Source organism: Azospira inquinata, assembly GCF_018905915.1.
Taxonomy (GTDB): Bacteria; Pseudomonadota; Gammaproteobacteria; order Burkholderiales; family Rhodocyclaceae; genus Azospira; species Azospira inquinata.
Map to the genome: position 1 here is coordinate 1965526 of NZ_CP064782.1, position 15184 is coordinate 1980709.

Consider the following 15184-nt stretch of genomic DNA (forward strand, 5'->3'; position numbering starts at 1 on the left):
GGACTTGCGCGGAAGCGGAGCCTCGGGGCGGGCGGGGATGGACGGCGCCTGGGGCGCCGCGAGTAGAATGGCGATTTTATCGTAACCGACCTTCTTTTGCCGGATTCCGCCTATGCGACCCATGCAATGTTTCCGTCCCCTGGCCTTGGCCTGGGGCTTGATGGCCGTTGCCACGGCTTTCGCCAATCCCTTTGAAACCACCCTGCCCAACGGCCTCAAGGTGGTGGTGAAGGAGGATCATCGGGCGCCCACGGTGGTGCACATGGTCTGGTACAAGGTGGGCAGCATCGACGAGGTGGATGGCACCTCCGGGGTGGCCCATGCCCTGGAACACATGATGTTCAAGGGCACCCCCAAGGTGGGACCGGGAGAATTCAACCGCCGGGTGGCGGCGGCCGGGGGCCGGGACAACGCCTTCACCAACTACGACTACACCGCCTACTTCCAGCAGGTGCCCAAGGCCAAGCTGGGGGAAATGATGAGTCTGGAGGCGGACCGGATGCGTCACCTGAATCTGGACCCCAAGGAATTCGCCAAGGAAATCAAGGTGGTCATGGAAGAGCGGCGTATGCGCACCGACGACCAGCCCCAGGCCCTGCTGTTTGAAAGCCTCAATGCGGTGGCCTTCCAGGCCCACCCCTATCGGCGTCCGGTAATCGGCTGGATGCCCGATCTGGAGCGCATGACCGCCGCCGACCTGCGGGACTGGTACGACCGCTGGTATGAACCCAACAACGCCACCCTGGTGGTGGTGGGGGATGTGGATCACCAGCAGGTGTTCCGCCAGGCCCGCCAGTACTACGGTCCCCTCAAGGCCCGGGCCCTGCCGCCCCGCAAGGTGGTGGAAGAGCCGGATCAGAAGGGGGAACGGCAGGTGACGGTTAAGGCTCCCGCTGAGCTGCCCCAGGTGCTGCTGGCCTGGAAGGCGCCGGTAATCCGCAACGTGGCCAAGGATGAAGATCCCTACGCCCTGGATATGCTGGCGGCGGTGCTGGACGGTTACGAAGGGGCCAGACTGAACCGCCATCTGGTGCGGGAAAACCAACTGGCCACCGAGGTGGGGTCCGCCTATGAGGACACCTCCCGGGGTCCCTCCCTTTTCTATCTCCTGGGCACTCCTGCCGAGGGCCATACCCTGGCGGAGGTGGAAGCTGGCCTGAAGGGGGAAATCGCCCGCATCCAGAAGGAAGGGGTGGGGGCGGATGAACTGGCCCGGGCCAAGGCCCAGCTGGTGGCCGGACAAATTTACAAGCGGGATTCCATGTTCGCCCAGGCCCTGGAAATCGGCCAGCTGTCCGTGCTGGGACTCTCCTATCGGGATGTGGAACCCATGATCGCCAAGCTCCAGGCCGTCACCGCTGCTGATGTGCAACGGGTGGCCCAGCGCTATTTCGATGACGACCATCTGAGCGTAGGCCGTCTGGACCCCCTGCCCCTGTCTGGCAAACGTCCCCAACCGGCGGACCTGGGCCCTCTCCATTAATGTCCGTTCCCGTCTTTTCTGGAAGCGACTATGCGTAAATTGAATTGCTCTCTCCTGCGTTCCGCCGCCGCCCTGGTGCTGGCCGGCACCGCCGCCCTGGCCCAGGCCGGGGTGCGCATCGACCATTGGCAGGCCCCCTCCGGGGCCCAGGTGTACTTTGTGGAAACCCACGTGCTGCCCATCCTGGACGTGCAGGTGGATTTTGCCGCCGGGGGGGCCTATGCCCCGGCTGAGAAGGCCGGGGTGGCCGGGCTTACCCACGGCCTGTTGGATCTGGGGGCCGGGACCTATAGCGAAGATGCCATCGCTGACCGGCTGGCGGACCTGGGGGCCCAGCTGGGGGGCAGCGTGGATCAGGATCGGGCCAGCCTTACCCTGCGCACCCTGTCCGCCGCGGACAAGCAGGAAGGGGCGCTGGACGTGCTCCAGGCCGTGCTGCAACAACCCCATTTCGGTACGGCAGAGTTCCAACGGGAAAAGGCCCGGGCCATCCTGGGGCTGAAGGAAGCCCTGACCAAGCCGGACGTGCTGGCCAGCCGGGCCTTCTGGCAGACCCTTTATCCCCATCACCCCTATGGCATTCAGGTCACCCCGGAAAGCCTGGAGAAGGTGAGTCGGGAGGATGTGCAGGCCTTCTGGCGCGACCATTACAGTGCCTCCCGGGCCACCGTGACCCTGGTGGGGGACCTGACCCGGGCCCAGGCGGAAGCCATCGCCCAACGCCTCACCGGCCATCTGCCCGCGGGTACGCCCCTGGCGCCCCTGCCCGCCGTGACGGCCCCGGCCGCCGCCCAGGTGGCTGTGCCCCATCCGGCCGCCCAGGCCCATCTCTACCTGGGCCTGCCCGCCATTCCCAAGGGGGACCCGGACTACTTCCCCCTGCTGGTGGGCAATTACACCCTGGGGGGCGGTGGCTTCATGTCCCGGCTCATGCATGAGGTGCGGGATGAGCGGGGGCTGGCCTACAGCGTTTACAGCTATTTCATGCCCATGCGGGCCGCCGGCCCCTTCCAGATCGGCCTCCAGACCAAGCGGGATCAGGCGGGTCAGGCCCTGAAGGTGGTGGATAAGGTGCTCAAGGACTTCCTGGCCCAGGGCCCCACGGCGACGGAATTGCAGGCGGCCAAGGCTAATCTGGCGGGCAGCTTCCCCCTGCGCCTGGACAACAATCGGAAAATTCTGGAAAACGTGGCGGTGATCGGTTTCTACGGCCTGCCCCTGGATTACCTGGATACCTACGTGGCCCAGGTGAACCGGGTCAGCGCCGCCGACATCCGGGCCGCCTTCGCCCGCCACGTGACCCTGGATCATCTGATTACCGTCAAGGTGGCGGCAGATTGAGGTCCGTGGCACAGAAGGGGGGGGGCGGCGGCAAGCCCGGCCCCCGGCCATCCCCCAAGGGCAACAATACCCTGCGCATTATCGGCGGGGCCTGGCGGCGTCGTATTCTCCATTTCCCCGACAGCGAGGCCCTGCGGCCCACCCCGGACCGGGTACGGGAAACCCTGTTTAACTGGCTGGGCCAGGATATGGAGGGGCTGACCTGCCTGGATCTCTTTGCCGGGAGCGGTGCCCTGGGCCTGGAAGCCGCCTCCCGGGGCGCCCAGCAGGTGGTGCTGGTGGAACGGGCTCCCCGGGTACGGGCCGCTTTGGCGGATAACGTCCGGCTCCTAGGGGCGGAAAATGTGGAGATCGTCCAGGAAGATGCGCTAAAATTCGTCGCCCTGACCGACCGCCGTTTCGACGTGGTGTTTCTCGATCCCCCCTATCACCAGGGCTGGATCGAACGTCTGGCTCCGGCCCTGCCCAGGATACTGGCGCCGGAGGCGGCCATCTACGCGGAGGCGGAAACGCCCCTAGAACGGCTCGGTGATTGGGTAACGGTGCGCCGCGGACAGGCGGGGCAAGTGTTTTACCACCTCTTGCGGCGGAGCGAGGCCGATGCTGAATAACCGTTTGGCCATATATCCGGGCACCTTCGACCCCTTAACCAAGGGGCATGAGGACTTGGTGCGCCGGGCCGCCCGGCTCTTTGACCGGGTCATCGTGGCGGTGGCCAATAGCCAGGGCAAGGGCCCCTTCTTCACCATGGAGGAGCGGGTGACCATGGCCCGGGAGGTGCTGGGCCCCCTGGAAAACGTGGAAGTGGTGGGTTTTTCCAACCTGCTCATGGATTTCCTGCACCAGCAGGGCGCCAAGGTGATCCTCCGGGGCCTGCGGGCGGTGTCCGATTTCGAGTACGAATTCCAGATGGCCGGGATGAACCGGAATCTTTACCCGGAGGTGGAAACCGTGTTTCTTACCCCCGGGGAGCAGTACATGTTTGTTTCCGCTACCATGGTCCGGGAAATCGCCCGGCTGGGCGGGGACATCAGCAAGTTTGTTCAGCCTTCGGTAGAAGCCCGGCTGAAGGCAAAATTCTAAAAATTCAACCCAGGAAGAAGGAAGTGCTGCTATGGCTCTGATGATTACCGACGAGTGCATCAACTGTGACGTGTGCGAACCCGAGTGCCCCAACGAGGCCATTTCCCAGGGCGATGAGATCTATCAAATCGACCCGAACAAATGTACCGAGTGCGTGGGTCACTACGACACCCCCCAATGCCAGGAAGTCTGCCCCGTGGATTGCATCACCAAGAACCCGGAAAAGGCGGAAGACAAGGATCAGCTGTGGGCCAAGTACGAAAAGCTGACCGGTAACAAAAAGGCCTGAGTTCGGCCTCCCGGGCCGTTCCCTTGGGAAGCGCCCGCCGGAATGAAAAAAGCCCCGCTTGCGGGGCTTTTTCTTTGCCTGTTTTTCCTCTGACGCGGGATCTTTGACCCCGGGCTAGCCGGACCAGTTGCTGTTCTGTCAGGCTGCCGCCTGGACTGCGGGGGCTTCCTCCGGATGGAGCAGGCGGTGCAGTTCCCGGCCCAGGGTGTGGAGGGCCAGGAGCTGGTCCTGGAGGGTGGCTTCCACGTGATTCAGCTCCCCGATCCGGTCTTCCAGGGTGTCCGTGGCCTGGTGAATGCGCTTGATGCTTTCCAGGCGCCGTTTCAGTTGCATCTGGTGTTCCCGGATCTGGGTTTCCATGGGGGCCATGACCGCCTTGAGCCAGATTTCCACATCCCGGTTGGCGTGTTCAAAGGCCTTGCGCACCTGGACCGCCACTTCCTCGAAAAACTTCTGGATGAGCTTGTGCTTTTCGTGGGTGAGGAGCTGGAACATGGTGTTCAGATGGTCGTCACACCATTGCTCCAGGCGCTCCAGCTCTTTTTCGTAGCGGAGCAGGTTGAAGGGGGTGGGATTGCCCAGCTTGAGTCCGTGCTCCACGGCGAATTTCTTGTAGATGGCGTCCATCATGTCGAGAATTTCGCCGATTTCCTTGCCGGAATTGATCAGATTGTTGCGGGCGATGAGGAAGAACTGGGTCATGGCCTCGGACAGGCCCCGGGAGAAGGTGGCCTCGTTCATGGCTTCCCGGGTGTTTTGGGTGAGGCTGCGCAGGGCATCCAGGCCCAGGTGGCCGAAAAGGTTGTTGGTGAGGGAGGAAAAGACGCTGCGCACGGCGTAATAGCGTTGCAGGGCCCCCTCGAACTCTTCCTTCTCGGCCTTGATCTTGGCCATCATGTATTCCACCACCCCCTTGTTCTTGCCCTTCAGCTCCATGAGTTCGGTGAGCTGTTCCTTCAGGCCGTTGAGGCGGGAGTCCAGCAGGCTCTGGATGCGGGTCTGGAGATCCTGGAGTTCCTGTTCCGTGTTGTCCCGGACAATGTCCTGCTTGGCCGGAATGAGTTCCGCGGAAAGGGCGTATTCCAGGGCCGGCAGCCGGCTTCTTTCCAGTAGGGCTGGGTCCCCGTTGATCTTGGCTACCAGACCCTTTTGCGCCGAGACCGGATAGACCTGGGTGGCGGGCAGGCCCAGGATGTCCGCACAGGACTGGGCCTGACGGGCGATTTCCCCGTCAATTTCCTCCGTACTCTTGAGCTCGTCCCACAGACCGTCGATCTTGTTCATGACCACCATGCGGCCCGCTTTCCGACCGCCCCGGTTGCCGATGTGCTCGTTCCAGATTTCCAGGTCGGATTGGGTGACCCCCGTGTCCGCCGCCAGGATGAAGAGCACCGCATGGGCGTTGGGCAGCAGGGACAGGGTCAATTCCGGTTCGGCGCCGATGGCGTTGAGCCCCGGAGTGTCCAGAATCACCAGCCCCTGTTGCAGGAGGGGATGGGGAAAATTGATGACGGCGTGGCGCCAGCGGGGGATTTCCACCTGGCCGTCCGGGCCCACCTGATAGGCGGCCTGGCCCGGCTCTCCCACGGCGAAGCCCAGCTTTTCTGCCTCTTCCCGAGGCACCCGGATCACTTCGCTGACGTGGTGCAGGGTTTCCTGCATGGCTTCCGGGGAATCCACATGCAAATCCACCCGTTCCCAATCCTGGGGAAAGCGCTTGTATTCGCTGATGCTGGCGTTGTTGCCCCGGGTCTGGATGGGCAGCAGGTCGATGCAGGGAGGGCGACTGGGGTCGAACAGCAGTTCCGTCGGGCACATGGTGGTGCGGCCGGCGGAGGAGGGCAGCATCCGGTTGCCGTAATCGGCAAAGAAAATGGCGTTAATCAGCTCCGACTTGCCCCGGGAGAATTCCGCCACAAAGGCCACATTGAGCCGATCTTCCTGGAGCTTTTCGGTGAGCTGGGTGAGGCGCAGATCGGTCTGGGCGTCCCCCAGTTCATTTTCCGCAAGCCAGTTGCGGAAGCCTTCAATGGCGGCGGACAGGTCGGCGCGCCATTGGCTGTAAGCGGCAAAATTCTGGGCGAGGGAGGCGGTCATGGAGGCACCTGGGATTTCAAGAAAACCGGTAGCTTTCACTTTATCACATATATTCAAATCGAATCAGTGACCTAGCCGGGCAAGTTCATGCGCCTTGCCCGGTTTCTGGGGCGGGGCGCCTCAAGGCCGCTGGCAGCGGGGGCAGTAAAAGCTGCTCCGCCCGCCCTGGCGTACCACCTTGACCGGCTTGCCGCAGACCGGACAGGGTTCCCCGGCCCGGCCATAGACGGCGCAATGGAGCTGGAAGCTACCGGCGCCCCCATCGCTATGCACATAGTCCCGCACACTGGAGCCCCCCGCTGCGATGGATTCAGCCAGCACTTCCCGCACCGCGGCGGCCAGCCGGGCGCACCGTTCCCGGCTGAGGCGGCCAGCCGGGGCGAGGGGGGAAATGCGGGCCCGGAACAGGCTTTCCGCCGCATAAATATTGCCCACCCCCACCAGCCGGTGGGCGTCCATGAGCAACTGCTTGATGGGCTGCTGGCGCCCCCGGGTGGCTTGGAATAGCCAGTCTCCATCGAATTCCCCGGCCAGGGGCTCGATGCCCAGGGGGGCCAGGAGGGGATGATCCAGCACCTGGGGCCCCCGCACCCAGACCAGGGAACCGAAGCGTCGCGGGTCCTTGAGGCGCAGCACCTTGTGGGGAAATACCAGATCCACGTGGTCGTGCTTGCCCGGGGGAGTGCCCGGCGCCACCAGGCGCAGGCTGCCGGACATGCCCAGATGGAGGATGAGCCAGCCGCCCCCGGTCTGGCTGTCAAAATCGAAGAGCAGGTACTTGCCTCGCCGGGCGATGCCCTGCAGGGTGTGGCCCGCCATTTCCTCGGCCCAGATGGGGGAGAGGGGCTGGCGTAGCTTGGGGACGCGGAACAGGGCGGCCTGTAAGGGGTGGCCGGGCAAATAGGGAAGCAATCCCTGGCGGCTGACTTCAACTTCCGGAAGTTCTGGCATGGTGGGGAAAAGGAGGGGATCCTGGCTTGTGGGTTGGGGGAAAACTGCCTAACATGCGGGGCACTTATCTTAAGCGAAAGCCTCCAACCCGGTAGCCCGTCTTTCCTTTGGAGGCCCTCCACCCTATGCGAAACATCTACCTTGCGGCCTGGTTTGCCGCGCTGGCGTTACCGCTGGCCGGCTGGGCCGAAGAGGCCGCTTCCGCCAAACCCCATCCTGCGGCGGCGGGCAAACCCGAACACAGCGTCAAGGCGCCTAAAGCCGCGCCCAAGCCCTCCCGGTCCGCCCTCCACCTAGCTGATCCCGGCCCCCTGGCCCCCGGTCAGGTGGTCTATCAGGTGCTGCTGGCGGAAATCGCCCTGCAACGGGGGCGTAACGACCTGGCGGTGAGCGCCTACGCCAATCTTTCCTACCGTACCCGGGATCCCCAGATTCTCGCCCGTACCGTGGAAGTGGCCAGCTACGCCCGGCGTTTTGACGTGGCCTACGAGGCCGCCCGGGTCTGGGTGGAGGTGGCTCCCGATTCCACCAAGGCTCGGCAAACCCTGGCGGGCCTCATGGTGGTGATGAACCGGGTGGATGATCTGGCCCCGGAACTGGGCAAGCTGCTGGAGGCGGACCCTCCCCATCTGGCGGATAACCTGGCCCAGCTCAACACCCTCTTTGCCCGTTATCCGGACAAGGCTGCCGTGCTGCGCCTGGTGCAGCGGGTCACCTCCCCCTATCTGACCATGGCGGAAGCCCACTATGCCCTGGCCCAGGCATCCCTGACGGCGGGAGATCGGGCTCAGGCCCTGGCGGAGGTGCGCCGGGCCCGGGAACTGAAGCCGACCTGGGATGCCCCGGTACTGCTGGAAGCCCAGGTGTTGTCCGGGGACTCGGTGCCCCAGGCCATCAATCTCCTGGAAACCTATCTGGTGGCCCATCCCCAAGCCCAGGACGTGCGCCTGACCCTGGCCCGGGCCTATGTGCTGAATAAGCAGTTCGAGCAGGCCAGCACCCAGTTCCGCCGCCTGTTGCAGGACAACCCGGACAATCCGGACGTGATTTATCCGGTGGCCATCCTGGCCCTGCAACAGGGGGACAACGCCATGGCGGAAATCCAGCTGCGCCGCCTCCTGGCCCTGGATTTCAATCGCCCGGATCTGGTCCACTTCTACTTGGGCCAGCTGGCGGAAAGCGACGGCCGCAACGAGGAAGCCCTGTCCCAATACGCCGCCATTACGGCGGGGGACCAGTATTTCCCTGCCCTGGGCCGCCGCGCCCAGCTGCTGGCCAAGACCGGCCATCTGGGGGATGCCCGGACCCTGTTGCAAGGCGCCGCCGTGCGCAGCGAAACGGAGCGGGATCAGCTGGTGCTGGCGGAAGCCCAGCTGCTGCGGGAAAACCAGCAGCCGGAAGAAGCCTTCCGGGTGCTGGAAGCCCGTCTCAAAATCCAGCCGGATCAGACCGATCTGCTCTACGACGCGGCCCTGCTGGCGGAGAAACTGGGCAAGCTGTCCGTCACCGAAACCTATCTGCGCCATTTGGTGAAGCTCCAGCCGGACAACGCCCATGCCCTCAATGCCCTGGGCTACACCCTGGCTGACCATCAGCTGCAACTGGAGGAAGCACGGCGCCTCATCGCCAAGGCCCTGAGCCTGGCGCCGGACGACCCCTTCATCATGGATAGCATGGGCTGGGTCATGTTCCGTCAGGGGGATCTGGCCGGGGCCCTGGACCAATTGCGCAAGGCCTACGGGGTGCGTCCCGATCCGGAAATTGCCGCCCACCTGGGGGAAGTGCTTTGGTCCATGGGACGTCAGGATGAAGCGCGCCAAACCTTGCAGGATGCCCAGCGCAAAGATCCGGGCAACGAGGTCTTAAGCGCCGCCGTGCGTAAATTTGCCGCGCCCTGATATGGGGAGCATGGCGGCAGGGGGCCGGGGACGGCGCCATTTTCTCGGCCTGGGCCTGGGTGTGGCCCTGGGTCTGGCGGGCTGCGCCCAGACCGGTCCCACGGTGCAAGGCCCGGTGGGGGAGCGGAGCCGCATTGAGGACTTCTATGTGGAAGGCCGCTTCGCCCTGCGCCAGGAAACGAAAAGCTACGCGGGAAAATTGACCTGGGACCATCGCCAGGGCCGGGACGAGGTGTTGCTCATGTCCCCCCTGGGCCAGGGCGCGGCGGAAATTGTCCAAGATGAATCCGGCGCCCGGCTCACCACCGCCGACCACCGCTATTACCAGGCGGCGGACGGCGGCGCCCTGGTGCGGGAGGTGCTGGGTTACGAACTGCCCCTGCGCCACATGTCCGAATGGCTGCTGGCCCGCACCGTACCCGGCACTGGGGTGCGCCGGGACGCCATCGGCCGGGTACGGCGTTTTACCGAATCGGGCTGGGAAGTGGAATACGGCTATGGGGATGAGGCGGCGGATGCCCTGCCCCTGTCCATGACCGCCCGCTACGGGGAAGAAGTGGAGCTGCGCCTCCATTTCGACGCCTGGCGTCTGGAGGGGGGCGAACCGTGAGCGCTCCGGTGCCGGGCAATACCGCCCTCTGGACCTGGGACAGCGCCTATCCGGCTCCCGCCAAACTCAATCTCTTTCTCCACGTGGTAGGGCGCCGTGGGGACGGCTACCACCTGTTGCAGACCGTCTTCCGCCTCCTGGATCGGGGGGATGTGCTGGGCTTTTCCCCCCGGGAAGATGGCCGCATTGTTCTGGATACCCCCCTTCCCGGGGTGGCGCCGGAGCAGGACCTCACCGTTCGGGCGGCCCGCCTGCTCCAGGAAGCCGCCGGGCCCGGTCGCTGTCCCGGGGCCCATATCCGGGTGGAAAAGCATCTGCCCATGGGGGGCGGCCTGGGGGGCGGCAGCTCGGATGCGGCCACGGTTCTCCTGGCCCTCAACCACCTCTGGGGTCTGGGCTTTTCCCGAACTCGGCTGCAAGTCCTGGGGCTCACCCTGGGGGCGGATGTGCCCTTTTTCATTTACGGCCGCAGCGCCTTTGGGGAAGGGGTGGGGGAAGCCTTCACCCCGGTGGCCGTGGGAGACCCCTGGTATCTAGTGCTGGAGCCCCCGGTGGGGGTGCCCACCGCCGCCATCTTTACCGACCCGGATCTGGTGCGGAATACGCCCTCCATCCGCCCCGCCGATTGGCGGGAAGGCTGGGGCCACAACGATCTGGAAGCGGTGGCCTGCCGCCATTTCCCCGCGGTGGCCGAACATCTGGCCTGGTTGCGCTCCTGGGGCCCCGCCGCCATGAGCGGCTCCGGCGCCTGCATCTTCGTGCCCCTGAACCACCGGGAGCAGGGGGACAAGGCCTTGGCCCAGCTGCCGGCGGGCTGGCGGGGCTGGCTCAGTCGGGGGCTGGCCCAGCATCCGCTCCACGCCCTGGCTTCTGACTGAGAAGCCCGTGTTTCCTGGCTTAGCGCCGGGTTTATGCCAAAAGTCCAATAGGTTTTTCTAGCCGCTGTCGTCATAATGTAAAGCCACGAGCGTAGGTTCGTCGGTTTTTGATTTTTGGCAGAGGGTGGTGGCAATGTCGGTGCAGGTCTCCAGTGAATCCACATGTGGCGGGGAATGCCGGATGGTGTTTGATGGTCCGTTGACCCTGGACCAATCCCGCCAGCTGGAGGATCGGGTGTTCGACGCCCTGCGCCGCTACCGCCGTTTCCGGGTGGATTTGTCCGGGGTGTCGGAAATCGACGCCAGCGGCGCCCACCTGCTGCTCACCTTCCTCCATCTGGGGGGCGACGGGGTGCGCCTGGCCCGGATCAATGAACTGGTACGTCGGGCCTTGCCGGAAACGGTGTGGTCTCCCTTTGTGGCCCCGGCCGTTAAGGGGAGCCGGGGCGGACGTAAGGCCTGAGGGCGAGGCAAAAGCGTCCCCGGTGCGGGGAAATTTTTGCCAAAGGGTTTGCCTCCCGGAAAAAAGTTCGGTAATATGCGCGCCTCGCTGGTGTTGAGCTGCTTTCCCATCACCAGCTTCGATTTCTAGCCTGGGCACCCAGCAAGATTCACGGGATGCTCAGCCGGTTGTGGTTACTGGGGAGTCGCCAAGTTGGTTAAGGCACCGGATTTTGATTCCGGCATGCGAAGGTTCGAATCCTTCCTCCCCAGCCAAAGAACTTTGCGATAAAAAACGGGCAGGAATTTCCTGCCCGTCTTGCTTTTCTAGGGGCGCCCCCAAATGAGCTTCGATAGCTTGATGGTCTTTACCGGTAACGCCAATCCGAAGCTGGCGTCTCATGTTGTTGATCGTCTGGGCCTGCCCCTGGGGCGCGCCAAGGTGGGCCGCTTCTCCGACGGGGAAGTGAGCGTGGAAATTGAGGAACATGTGCGGGGCCACGACGTCTTCGTGCTCCAATCCACCTGCGCTCCCACCAACGACAATCTGATGGAAATTCTGGTGCTGGTGGATGCCCTGAAACGCGCCTCCGCCCGCCGCATCACCGCTGCCATCCCCTATTTCGGTTACGCCCGTCAGGACCGCCGCTCCCGTTCCGCCCGGGTGCCCATCGCCGCCAAGCTGGTGGCCGATCTGCTCACCGCCGCCGGGGTCAGCCGGGTCATGACCATGGACCTGCACGCGGAACAAATCCAAGGTTTCTTCGACATTCCGGTGGATAACATCTACGGTCTGCCGATCATGCTTGAGGATATCCGCAAGCACAGCTACGACAATCTGATGGTGGTTTCCCCCGACCACGGCGGTGTGGTCCGGGCCCGTTCCCTGGCCAAGCGCATGGAATGTGATCTGGCCATCATCGACAAGCGCCGTCCCAAGGCCAATGTGGCCGAAGTGGCCAACATCATCGGCGACGTGCGGGATCGCACCTGCCTGATCATGGACGACATCGTGGATACGGCCGGCACCCTGTGCAAGGCTGCCACGGCCCTGAAGGAAAAGGGCGCCAAGCGGGTGCTGGCCTACTGTACCCACCCGGTGCTGTCCGGCCCCGCCGTGGAACGGGTGAATAGCTCTGATCTGGATGAACTGGTGGTCACCGACACCATTCCCCTGCGGGATGAGGCCGCCAATTGCTCCCGTATCCGCCAGCTTTCCGTGGCGGACCTGCTGGCGGAAACCATTCGCCGCATCAGCAACGAAGACTCCGTGTCTTCCCTGTTCATCGAATAAGTTTTTTTCAACCCCTTGCCTGGTCGCGGGCAAGGTCAATTACCTGGAGTCTTTATGACCATCGACATCAAAGCTGAAAAGCGTACGGAACAGGGTACCGGAGCGAGCCGCCGCCTGCGCCGTGCCAAGAAGGTCCCTGCCATTGTTTACGGCGCCGGCCTGGCCCCGGAAACCGTGCAACTGGACCACAACGACATCTACCTGAACCTGCGCAAGGAAGCCTTCCACTCTTCCATCCTGAATCTGATCGTGGATGGTCAAAAGCAAATGGTTCTGCTGCGGGATTCCCAAGTCCACCCCTACAAGGCCATCGTCCTGCACGTGGATTTCCAACGGGTCGATCCCAAGCAAAAGCTGCACATCAAGGTGCCCCTGCACTTTGTTAATGCGGAAATCGCTCCGGGGGTGAAGGAATCCGGTGGCATCGTTTCCCACACCATGACCGATCTGGAAATCGCCTGTCTGCCCGCCGATCTGCCCGAATTCGTGGAAGTGGATCTGAAGGATCTGCACGCCGGTCACTCCCTGCACGTCAGCGATCTGAAGCTGCCCAAGGGCGTCAGCGCCGGTCTGCACGGCGAAGACCCGGTGGTGGCCACCATCCTGTCCGTGCGTGCCACGGCTGAAGACGAAGCGGCCGACGCTGCTGCTGCCGCTCCTGCGGCTGAAGGCGCCGCTCCCGCTGCTCCCGCGGCCTGAGTTTCGTCCGCCCATAGAACCGCCGCCTGGCACTCCGGTGCCCGCGGCGGTTTGTTTTTGTAGGAAGCCCGTTCAATGGCAACTGCCTGTCCTCCCCGTCTTATCGTCGGTTTGGGCAACCCCGGTCCCAATTATGCGGATACCCGGCATAACGCCGGATTCTGGCTGGTGGACCGACTGGCCGACCAACTCCATGTTTCCCTGGCCCCCCAAAAATCCTTCTTCGGCCTGGTGGCCAAGGCGGGAGAGCGCTGGCTTCTGGAGCCCGGGACCTATATGAACAAGTCGGGCCAGGCCGTGGGGGCTTTGGCCCGGTTTTATAAAATCGCCCCGGAAGAAATTCTGGTGGTCCACGATGAGCTGGACCTGCCCCCGGGGGGTATCCGCCTGAAACAGGGCGGTGGCAACGGGGGGCATAACGGCTTGAAGGACATCCAGGCCGCCCTGGGCAGCCCCAATTTTTGGCGCCTGCGCCTGGGGACGGGCCATCCCCGTTCCCTGGGCCTGAATCAGGAAGTGGTGGATTTTGTTTTGCACCGCCCCCGGGCTGAGGAGCAGGCAGAAATCGACCGGGCCCTGGACCGCTGTCTCCTAGCCTGGCCCCTCCTGGCCGCCGGGGATTTTGCCGCGGCCCAGCAGCAGTTGCACGGCAAGGCAGTCTAGGTCCGGCTCCGGCTACAATAGCGCTTACCCAGAAGGGCCCGCCGCCCTTCTCCCTTTGTCAGTCATCCCGTTCGGGGCCCTCCGGACGGCAGGGGATTCCTCCGGGAATCCCGTCAGCGAGGAATTTTCATGAGCCTGAAATGCGGCATCGTCGGCCTGCCCAACGTGGGCAAATCCACCCTGTTCAACGCCCTGACCAAAGCGGGCATTGCGGCGGAAAACTATCCCTTCTGCACCATTGAGCCCAATGTGGGCATCGTGGAAGTGCCCGATCCCCGGCTGGCGGGGCTATCTGCCATCGTTAAGCCCCAGAAAATTCAGCCCGCCATTGTGGAATTCGTGGATATCGCCGGGCTGGTAGCTGGCGCCTCCAAGGGGGAAGGCCTGGGCAACCAGTTCCTGGCCAACATCCGGGAAACGGACGCCATCGTCAATGTGGTGCGCTGCTTTGACGATGCCAACGTGGTCCACGTTTCCGGCCGGGTGGACCCCATCGCGGACATTGAAACCATTGTCACCGAACTGGCCCTGGCGGACCTGGCAGTGGTGGAACGGGTTCTCAACCGGGATAGCAAAAAGGCCAAGGCCGGGGACAAGGAAGCCCAGAAGCTGGTGCCCGTCCTGGAAAGGCTCCTGCCCCACCTGAACGAAGGCAAGCCTGCCCGTACCCTGGGCCTGAGCAAGGACGAAGTGGCCCTGCTCAAGCCCCTCTGCCTGCTGACCATTAAGCCCGCCATGTACGTGGGCAACGTGTTGGAAGACGGCTTCGAGAACAATCCCCACTTGGACCGGCTGCGGGCTTTTGCCGCTGCCGAAAACGCCCCCGTGGTGGCCGTTTGCGCCAAGATCGAAGCGGAGCTGGCGGATCTGGAAGATGAGGACAAGGCGGCTTTTCTGGCCGATCTGGGGCTGGAAGAGCCGGGGCTGAACCGGGTGATCCGGGCTGGCTACGACCTCCTGGGCCTGCAAACCTATTTCACCGCCGGGGTGAAGGAAGTCCGGGCTTGGACCATCCACAAGGGCGACACCGCGCCCCAGGCCGCCGGGGTGATCCACACCGACTTCGAAAAAGGCTTCATTCGCGCCCAAACCATTGCCTTTGCCGACTTCATCGCCTGTGGCGGGGAACAGGGAGCCAAGGAAGCGGGCAAAATGCGGGCCGAAGGCAAGGATTACGTGGTGCAGGACGGGGACGTGATGAACTTCCTGTTCAACGTTTAAGTAGAAAGCTCTGTTCTTACGTCGTTCGTGAATCTTTAACGTCTAATTAGCGAGGTATGGGCTCCGGCCTGGGATAAGCTCTTCCCCCGTTTTTTCGACTCCTCTCCTGACCGGGAAACCCCGTTGTAGCGTTGGCTACGGCGGGGTTTTTCTTTTTGGGGAGTGGAAGCGGCGGACTGGCGTGGTGCTGCGTTTTTCCCGCTAGCGTTTGCTTTGCCGTTCCTGAGTAAAGCGGT

15 protein-coding genes and 1 tRNA gene are annotated in these 15184 nt (G+C 63.7%); 14 read left to right on the top strand and 2 right to left on the bottom strand.

What is annotated here, in order from left to right; translation table 11 throughout:
• The first annotated feature begins 121 nt into the window (after positions 1–121).
• The 5 genes from Azoinq_RS09040 (at position 122) to Azoinq_RS09060 (ending at position 4196) form a co-directional block, all read left to right on the top strand.
• Positions 122–1483 (top strand): M16 family metallopeptidase, encoded by a 1362-nt coding sequence (locus Azoinq_RS09040; protein WP_232368609.1) that lies wholly within the window; start codon positions 122–124, stop codon positions 1481–1483.
• 30 nt (positions 1484–1513) lie between these two features.
• Positions 1514–2824 (top strand): M16 family metallopeptidase, encoded by a 1311-nt coding sequence (locus Azoinq_RS09045; RefSeq protein WP_216129834.1) that lies wholly within the window; start codon positions 1514–1516, stop codon positions 2822–2824.
• Positions 2825–2895: 71 nt separating this feature from the next.
• Positions 2896–3435 carry a 16S rRNA (guanine(966)-N(2))-methyltransferase RsmD gene (gene rsmD, locus Azoinq_RS09050; RefSeq protein WP_408627115.1) on the top strand — a complete coding sequence of 180 codons (540 nt, stop codon included), beginning with the start codon at positions 2896–2898 and terminating at the stop codon, positions 3433–3435.
• On the top strand, positions 3425–3907 hold the full coding sequence (gene coaD, locus Azoinq_RS09055) for a pantetheine-phosphate adenylyltransferase (RefSeq protein ID WP_408627063.1): 483 nt from the start codon (positions 3425–3427) through the stop codon (positions 3905–3907). Before rsmD ends, coaD begins: the two co-directional genes overlap by 11 nt.
• A gap of 31 nt (positions 3908–3938) precedes the next feature.
• Positions 3939–4196: a YfhL family 4Fe-4S dicluster ferredoxin gene (locus Azoinq_RS09060; protein ID WP_216129830.1), complete on the top strand. Its 258-nt coding sequence runs from the start codon at positions 3939–3941 to the stop codon at positions 4194–4196.
• A 138-nt stretch (positions 4197–4334) separates the two neighbouring features.
• Here the strand turns inward: Azoinq_RS09060 and Azoinq_RS09065 are convergent, their stop codons facing one another.
• The gene (locus tag Azoinq_RS09065; protein WP_216129828.1) at positions 4335–6293 is read right to left on the bottom strand and encodes a dynamin family protein; all 1959 of its coding nucleotides are present in this window, start codon (positions 6291–6293) and stop codon (positions 4335–4337) included.
• Between the two features lie 120 nt (positions 6294–6413).
• On the bottom strand, positions 6414–7244 hold the full coding sequence (gene mutM, locus Azoinq_RS09070; RefSeq protein ID WP_216129826.1) for a bifunctional DNA-formamidopyrimidine glycosylase/DNA-(apurinic or apyrimidinic site) lyase: 831 nt from the start codon (positions 7242–7244) through the stop codon (positions 6414–6416).
• 125 nt (positions 7245–7369) lie between these two features.
• Between mutM and Azoinq_RS09075 the strand changes: the two genes are divergently transcribed.
• The 9 genes from Azoinq_RS09075 (at position 7370) to ychF (ending at position 14948) form a co-directional block, all read left to right on the top strand.
• The gene (locus Azoinq_RS09075; RefSeq protein ID WP_216129824.1) at positions 7370–9142 is read left to right on the top strand and encodes a tetratricopeptide repeat protein; all 1773 of its coding nucleotides are present in this window, start codon (positions 7370–7372) and stop codon (positions 9140–9142) included.
• 10 nt (positions 9143–9152) lie between these two features.
• Positions 9153–9752 carry a lipoprotein insertase outer membrane protein LolB gene (lolB, locus tag Azoinq_RS09080; protein WP_216129822.1) on the top strand — a complete coding sequence of 200 codons (600 nt, stop codon included), beginning with the start codon at positions 9153–9155 and terminating at the stop codon, positions 9750–9752.
• A complete protein-coding gene (ispE, locus tag Azoinq_RS09085; protein WP_232368449.1) occupies positions 9749–10630 on the top strand; it encodes a 4-(cytidine 5'-diphospho)-2-C-methyl-D-erythritol kinase in 882 nt (293 codons plus the stop codon). Before lolB ends, ispE begins: the two co-directional genes overlap by 4 nt.
• 181 nt (positions 10631–10811) lie before the next feature.
• Positions 10812–11093: an STAS domain-containing protein gene (locus Azoinq_RS09090; protein ID WP_216129820.1), complete on the top strand. Its 282-nt coding sequence runs from the start codon at positions 10812–10814 to the stop codon at positions 11091–11093.
• Positions 11094–11270: 177 nt separating this feature from the next.
• Positions 11271–11347: transfer RNA gene (locus Azoinq_RS09095), tRNA-Gln, on the top strand.
• Between the two features lie 67 nt (positions 11348–11414).
• Entirely contained in the window at positions 11415–12365 is a 951-nt protein-coding gene (locus Azoinq_RS09100; protein ID WP_216129818.1) for a ribose-phosphate pyrophosphokinase, read from the top strand.
• 54 nt (positions 12366–12419) lie between these two features.
• Positions 12420–13064, top strand: a complete 645-nt coding sequence (locus tag Azoinq_RS09105) for a 50S ribosomal protein L25/general stress protein Ctc (RefSeq protein ID WP_216129816.1) — start codon at positions 12420–12422, stop codon at positions 13062–13064.
• Positions 13065–13139: 75 nt separating this feature from the next.
• Complete coding sequence (pth, locus tag Azoinq_RS09110) at positions 13140–13727, top strand: aminoacyl-tRNA hydrolase (RefSeq protein WP_216129814.1); 588 nt, start codon at positions 13140–13142, stop codon at positions 13725–13727.
• A gap of 129 nt (positions 13728–13856) precedes the next feature.
• A complete protein-coding gene (gene ychF, locus Azoinq_RS09115) occupies positions 13857–14948 on the top strand; it encodes a redox-regulated ATPase YchF (protein WP_216129812.1) in 1092 nt (363 codons plus the stop codon).
• Positions 14949–15184: the final 236 nt, after the last annotated feature.

What these genes read in the sequence shown, in the direction of transcription:
- ychF (WP_216129812.1), top strand. Translation starts at nt 13,857, where the DNA reads ATGAGCCTGAAATGCGGCATCGTCGGCCTGCCCAACGTGGGCAAATCC.
- Azoinq_RS09060 (WP_216129830.1), top strand. Translation starts at nt 3,939, where the DNA reads ATGGCTCTGATGATTACCGACGAGTGCATCAACTGTGACGTGTGCGAA.
- mutM (WP_216129826.1), bottom strand. Translation starts at nt 7,244, where the DNA reads ATGCCAGAACTTCCGGAAGTTGAAGTCAGCCGCCAGGGATTGCTTCCC.
- pth (WP_216129814.1), top strand. Translation starts at nt 13,140, where the DNA reads ATGGCAACTGCCTGTCCTCCCCGTCTTATCGTCGGTTTGGGCAACCCC.
- Azoinq_RS09105 (WP_216129816.1), top strand. Translation starts at nt 12,420, where the DNA reads ATGACCATCGACATCAAAGCTGAAAAGCGTACGGAACAGGGTACCGGA.
- lolB (WP_216129822.1), top strand. Translation starts at nt 9,153, where the DNA reads ATGGCGGCAGGGGGCCGGGGACGGCGCCATTTTCTCGGCCTGGGCCTG.
- Azoinq_RS09090 (WP_216129820.1), top strand. Translation starts at nt 10,812, where the DNA reads ATGGTGTTTGATGGTCCGTTGACCCTGGACCAATCCCGCCAGCTGGAG.
- coaD (WP_408627063.1), top strand. Translation starts at nt 3,425, where the DNA reads ATGCTGAATAACCGTTTGGCCATATATCCGGGCACCTTCGACCCCTTA.
- Azoinq_RS09065 (WP_216129828.1), bottom strand. Translation starts at nt 6,293, where the DNA reads ATGACCGCCTCCCTCGCCCAGAATTTTGCCGCTTACAGCCAATGGCGC.
- Azoinq_RS09040 (WP_232368609.1), top strand. Translation starts at nt 122, where the DNA reads ATGCAATGTTTCCGTCCCCTGGCCTTGGCCTGGGGCTTGATGGCCGTT.
- Azoinq_RS09075 (WP_216129824.1), top strand. Translation starts at nt 7,370, where the DNA reads ATGCGAAACATCTACCTTGCGGCCTGGTTTGCCGCGCTGGCGTTACCG.
- Azoinq_RS09100 (WP_216129818.1), top strand. Translation starts at nt 11,415, where the DNA reads ATGAGCTTCGATAGCTTGATGGTCTTTACCGGTAACGCCAATCCGAAG.
- Azoinq_RS09045 (WP_216129834.1), top strand. Translation starts at nt 1,514, where the DNA reads ATGCGTAAATTGAATTGCTCTCTCCTGCGTTCCGCCGCCGCCCTGGTG.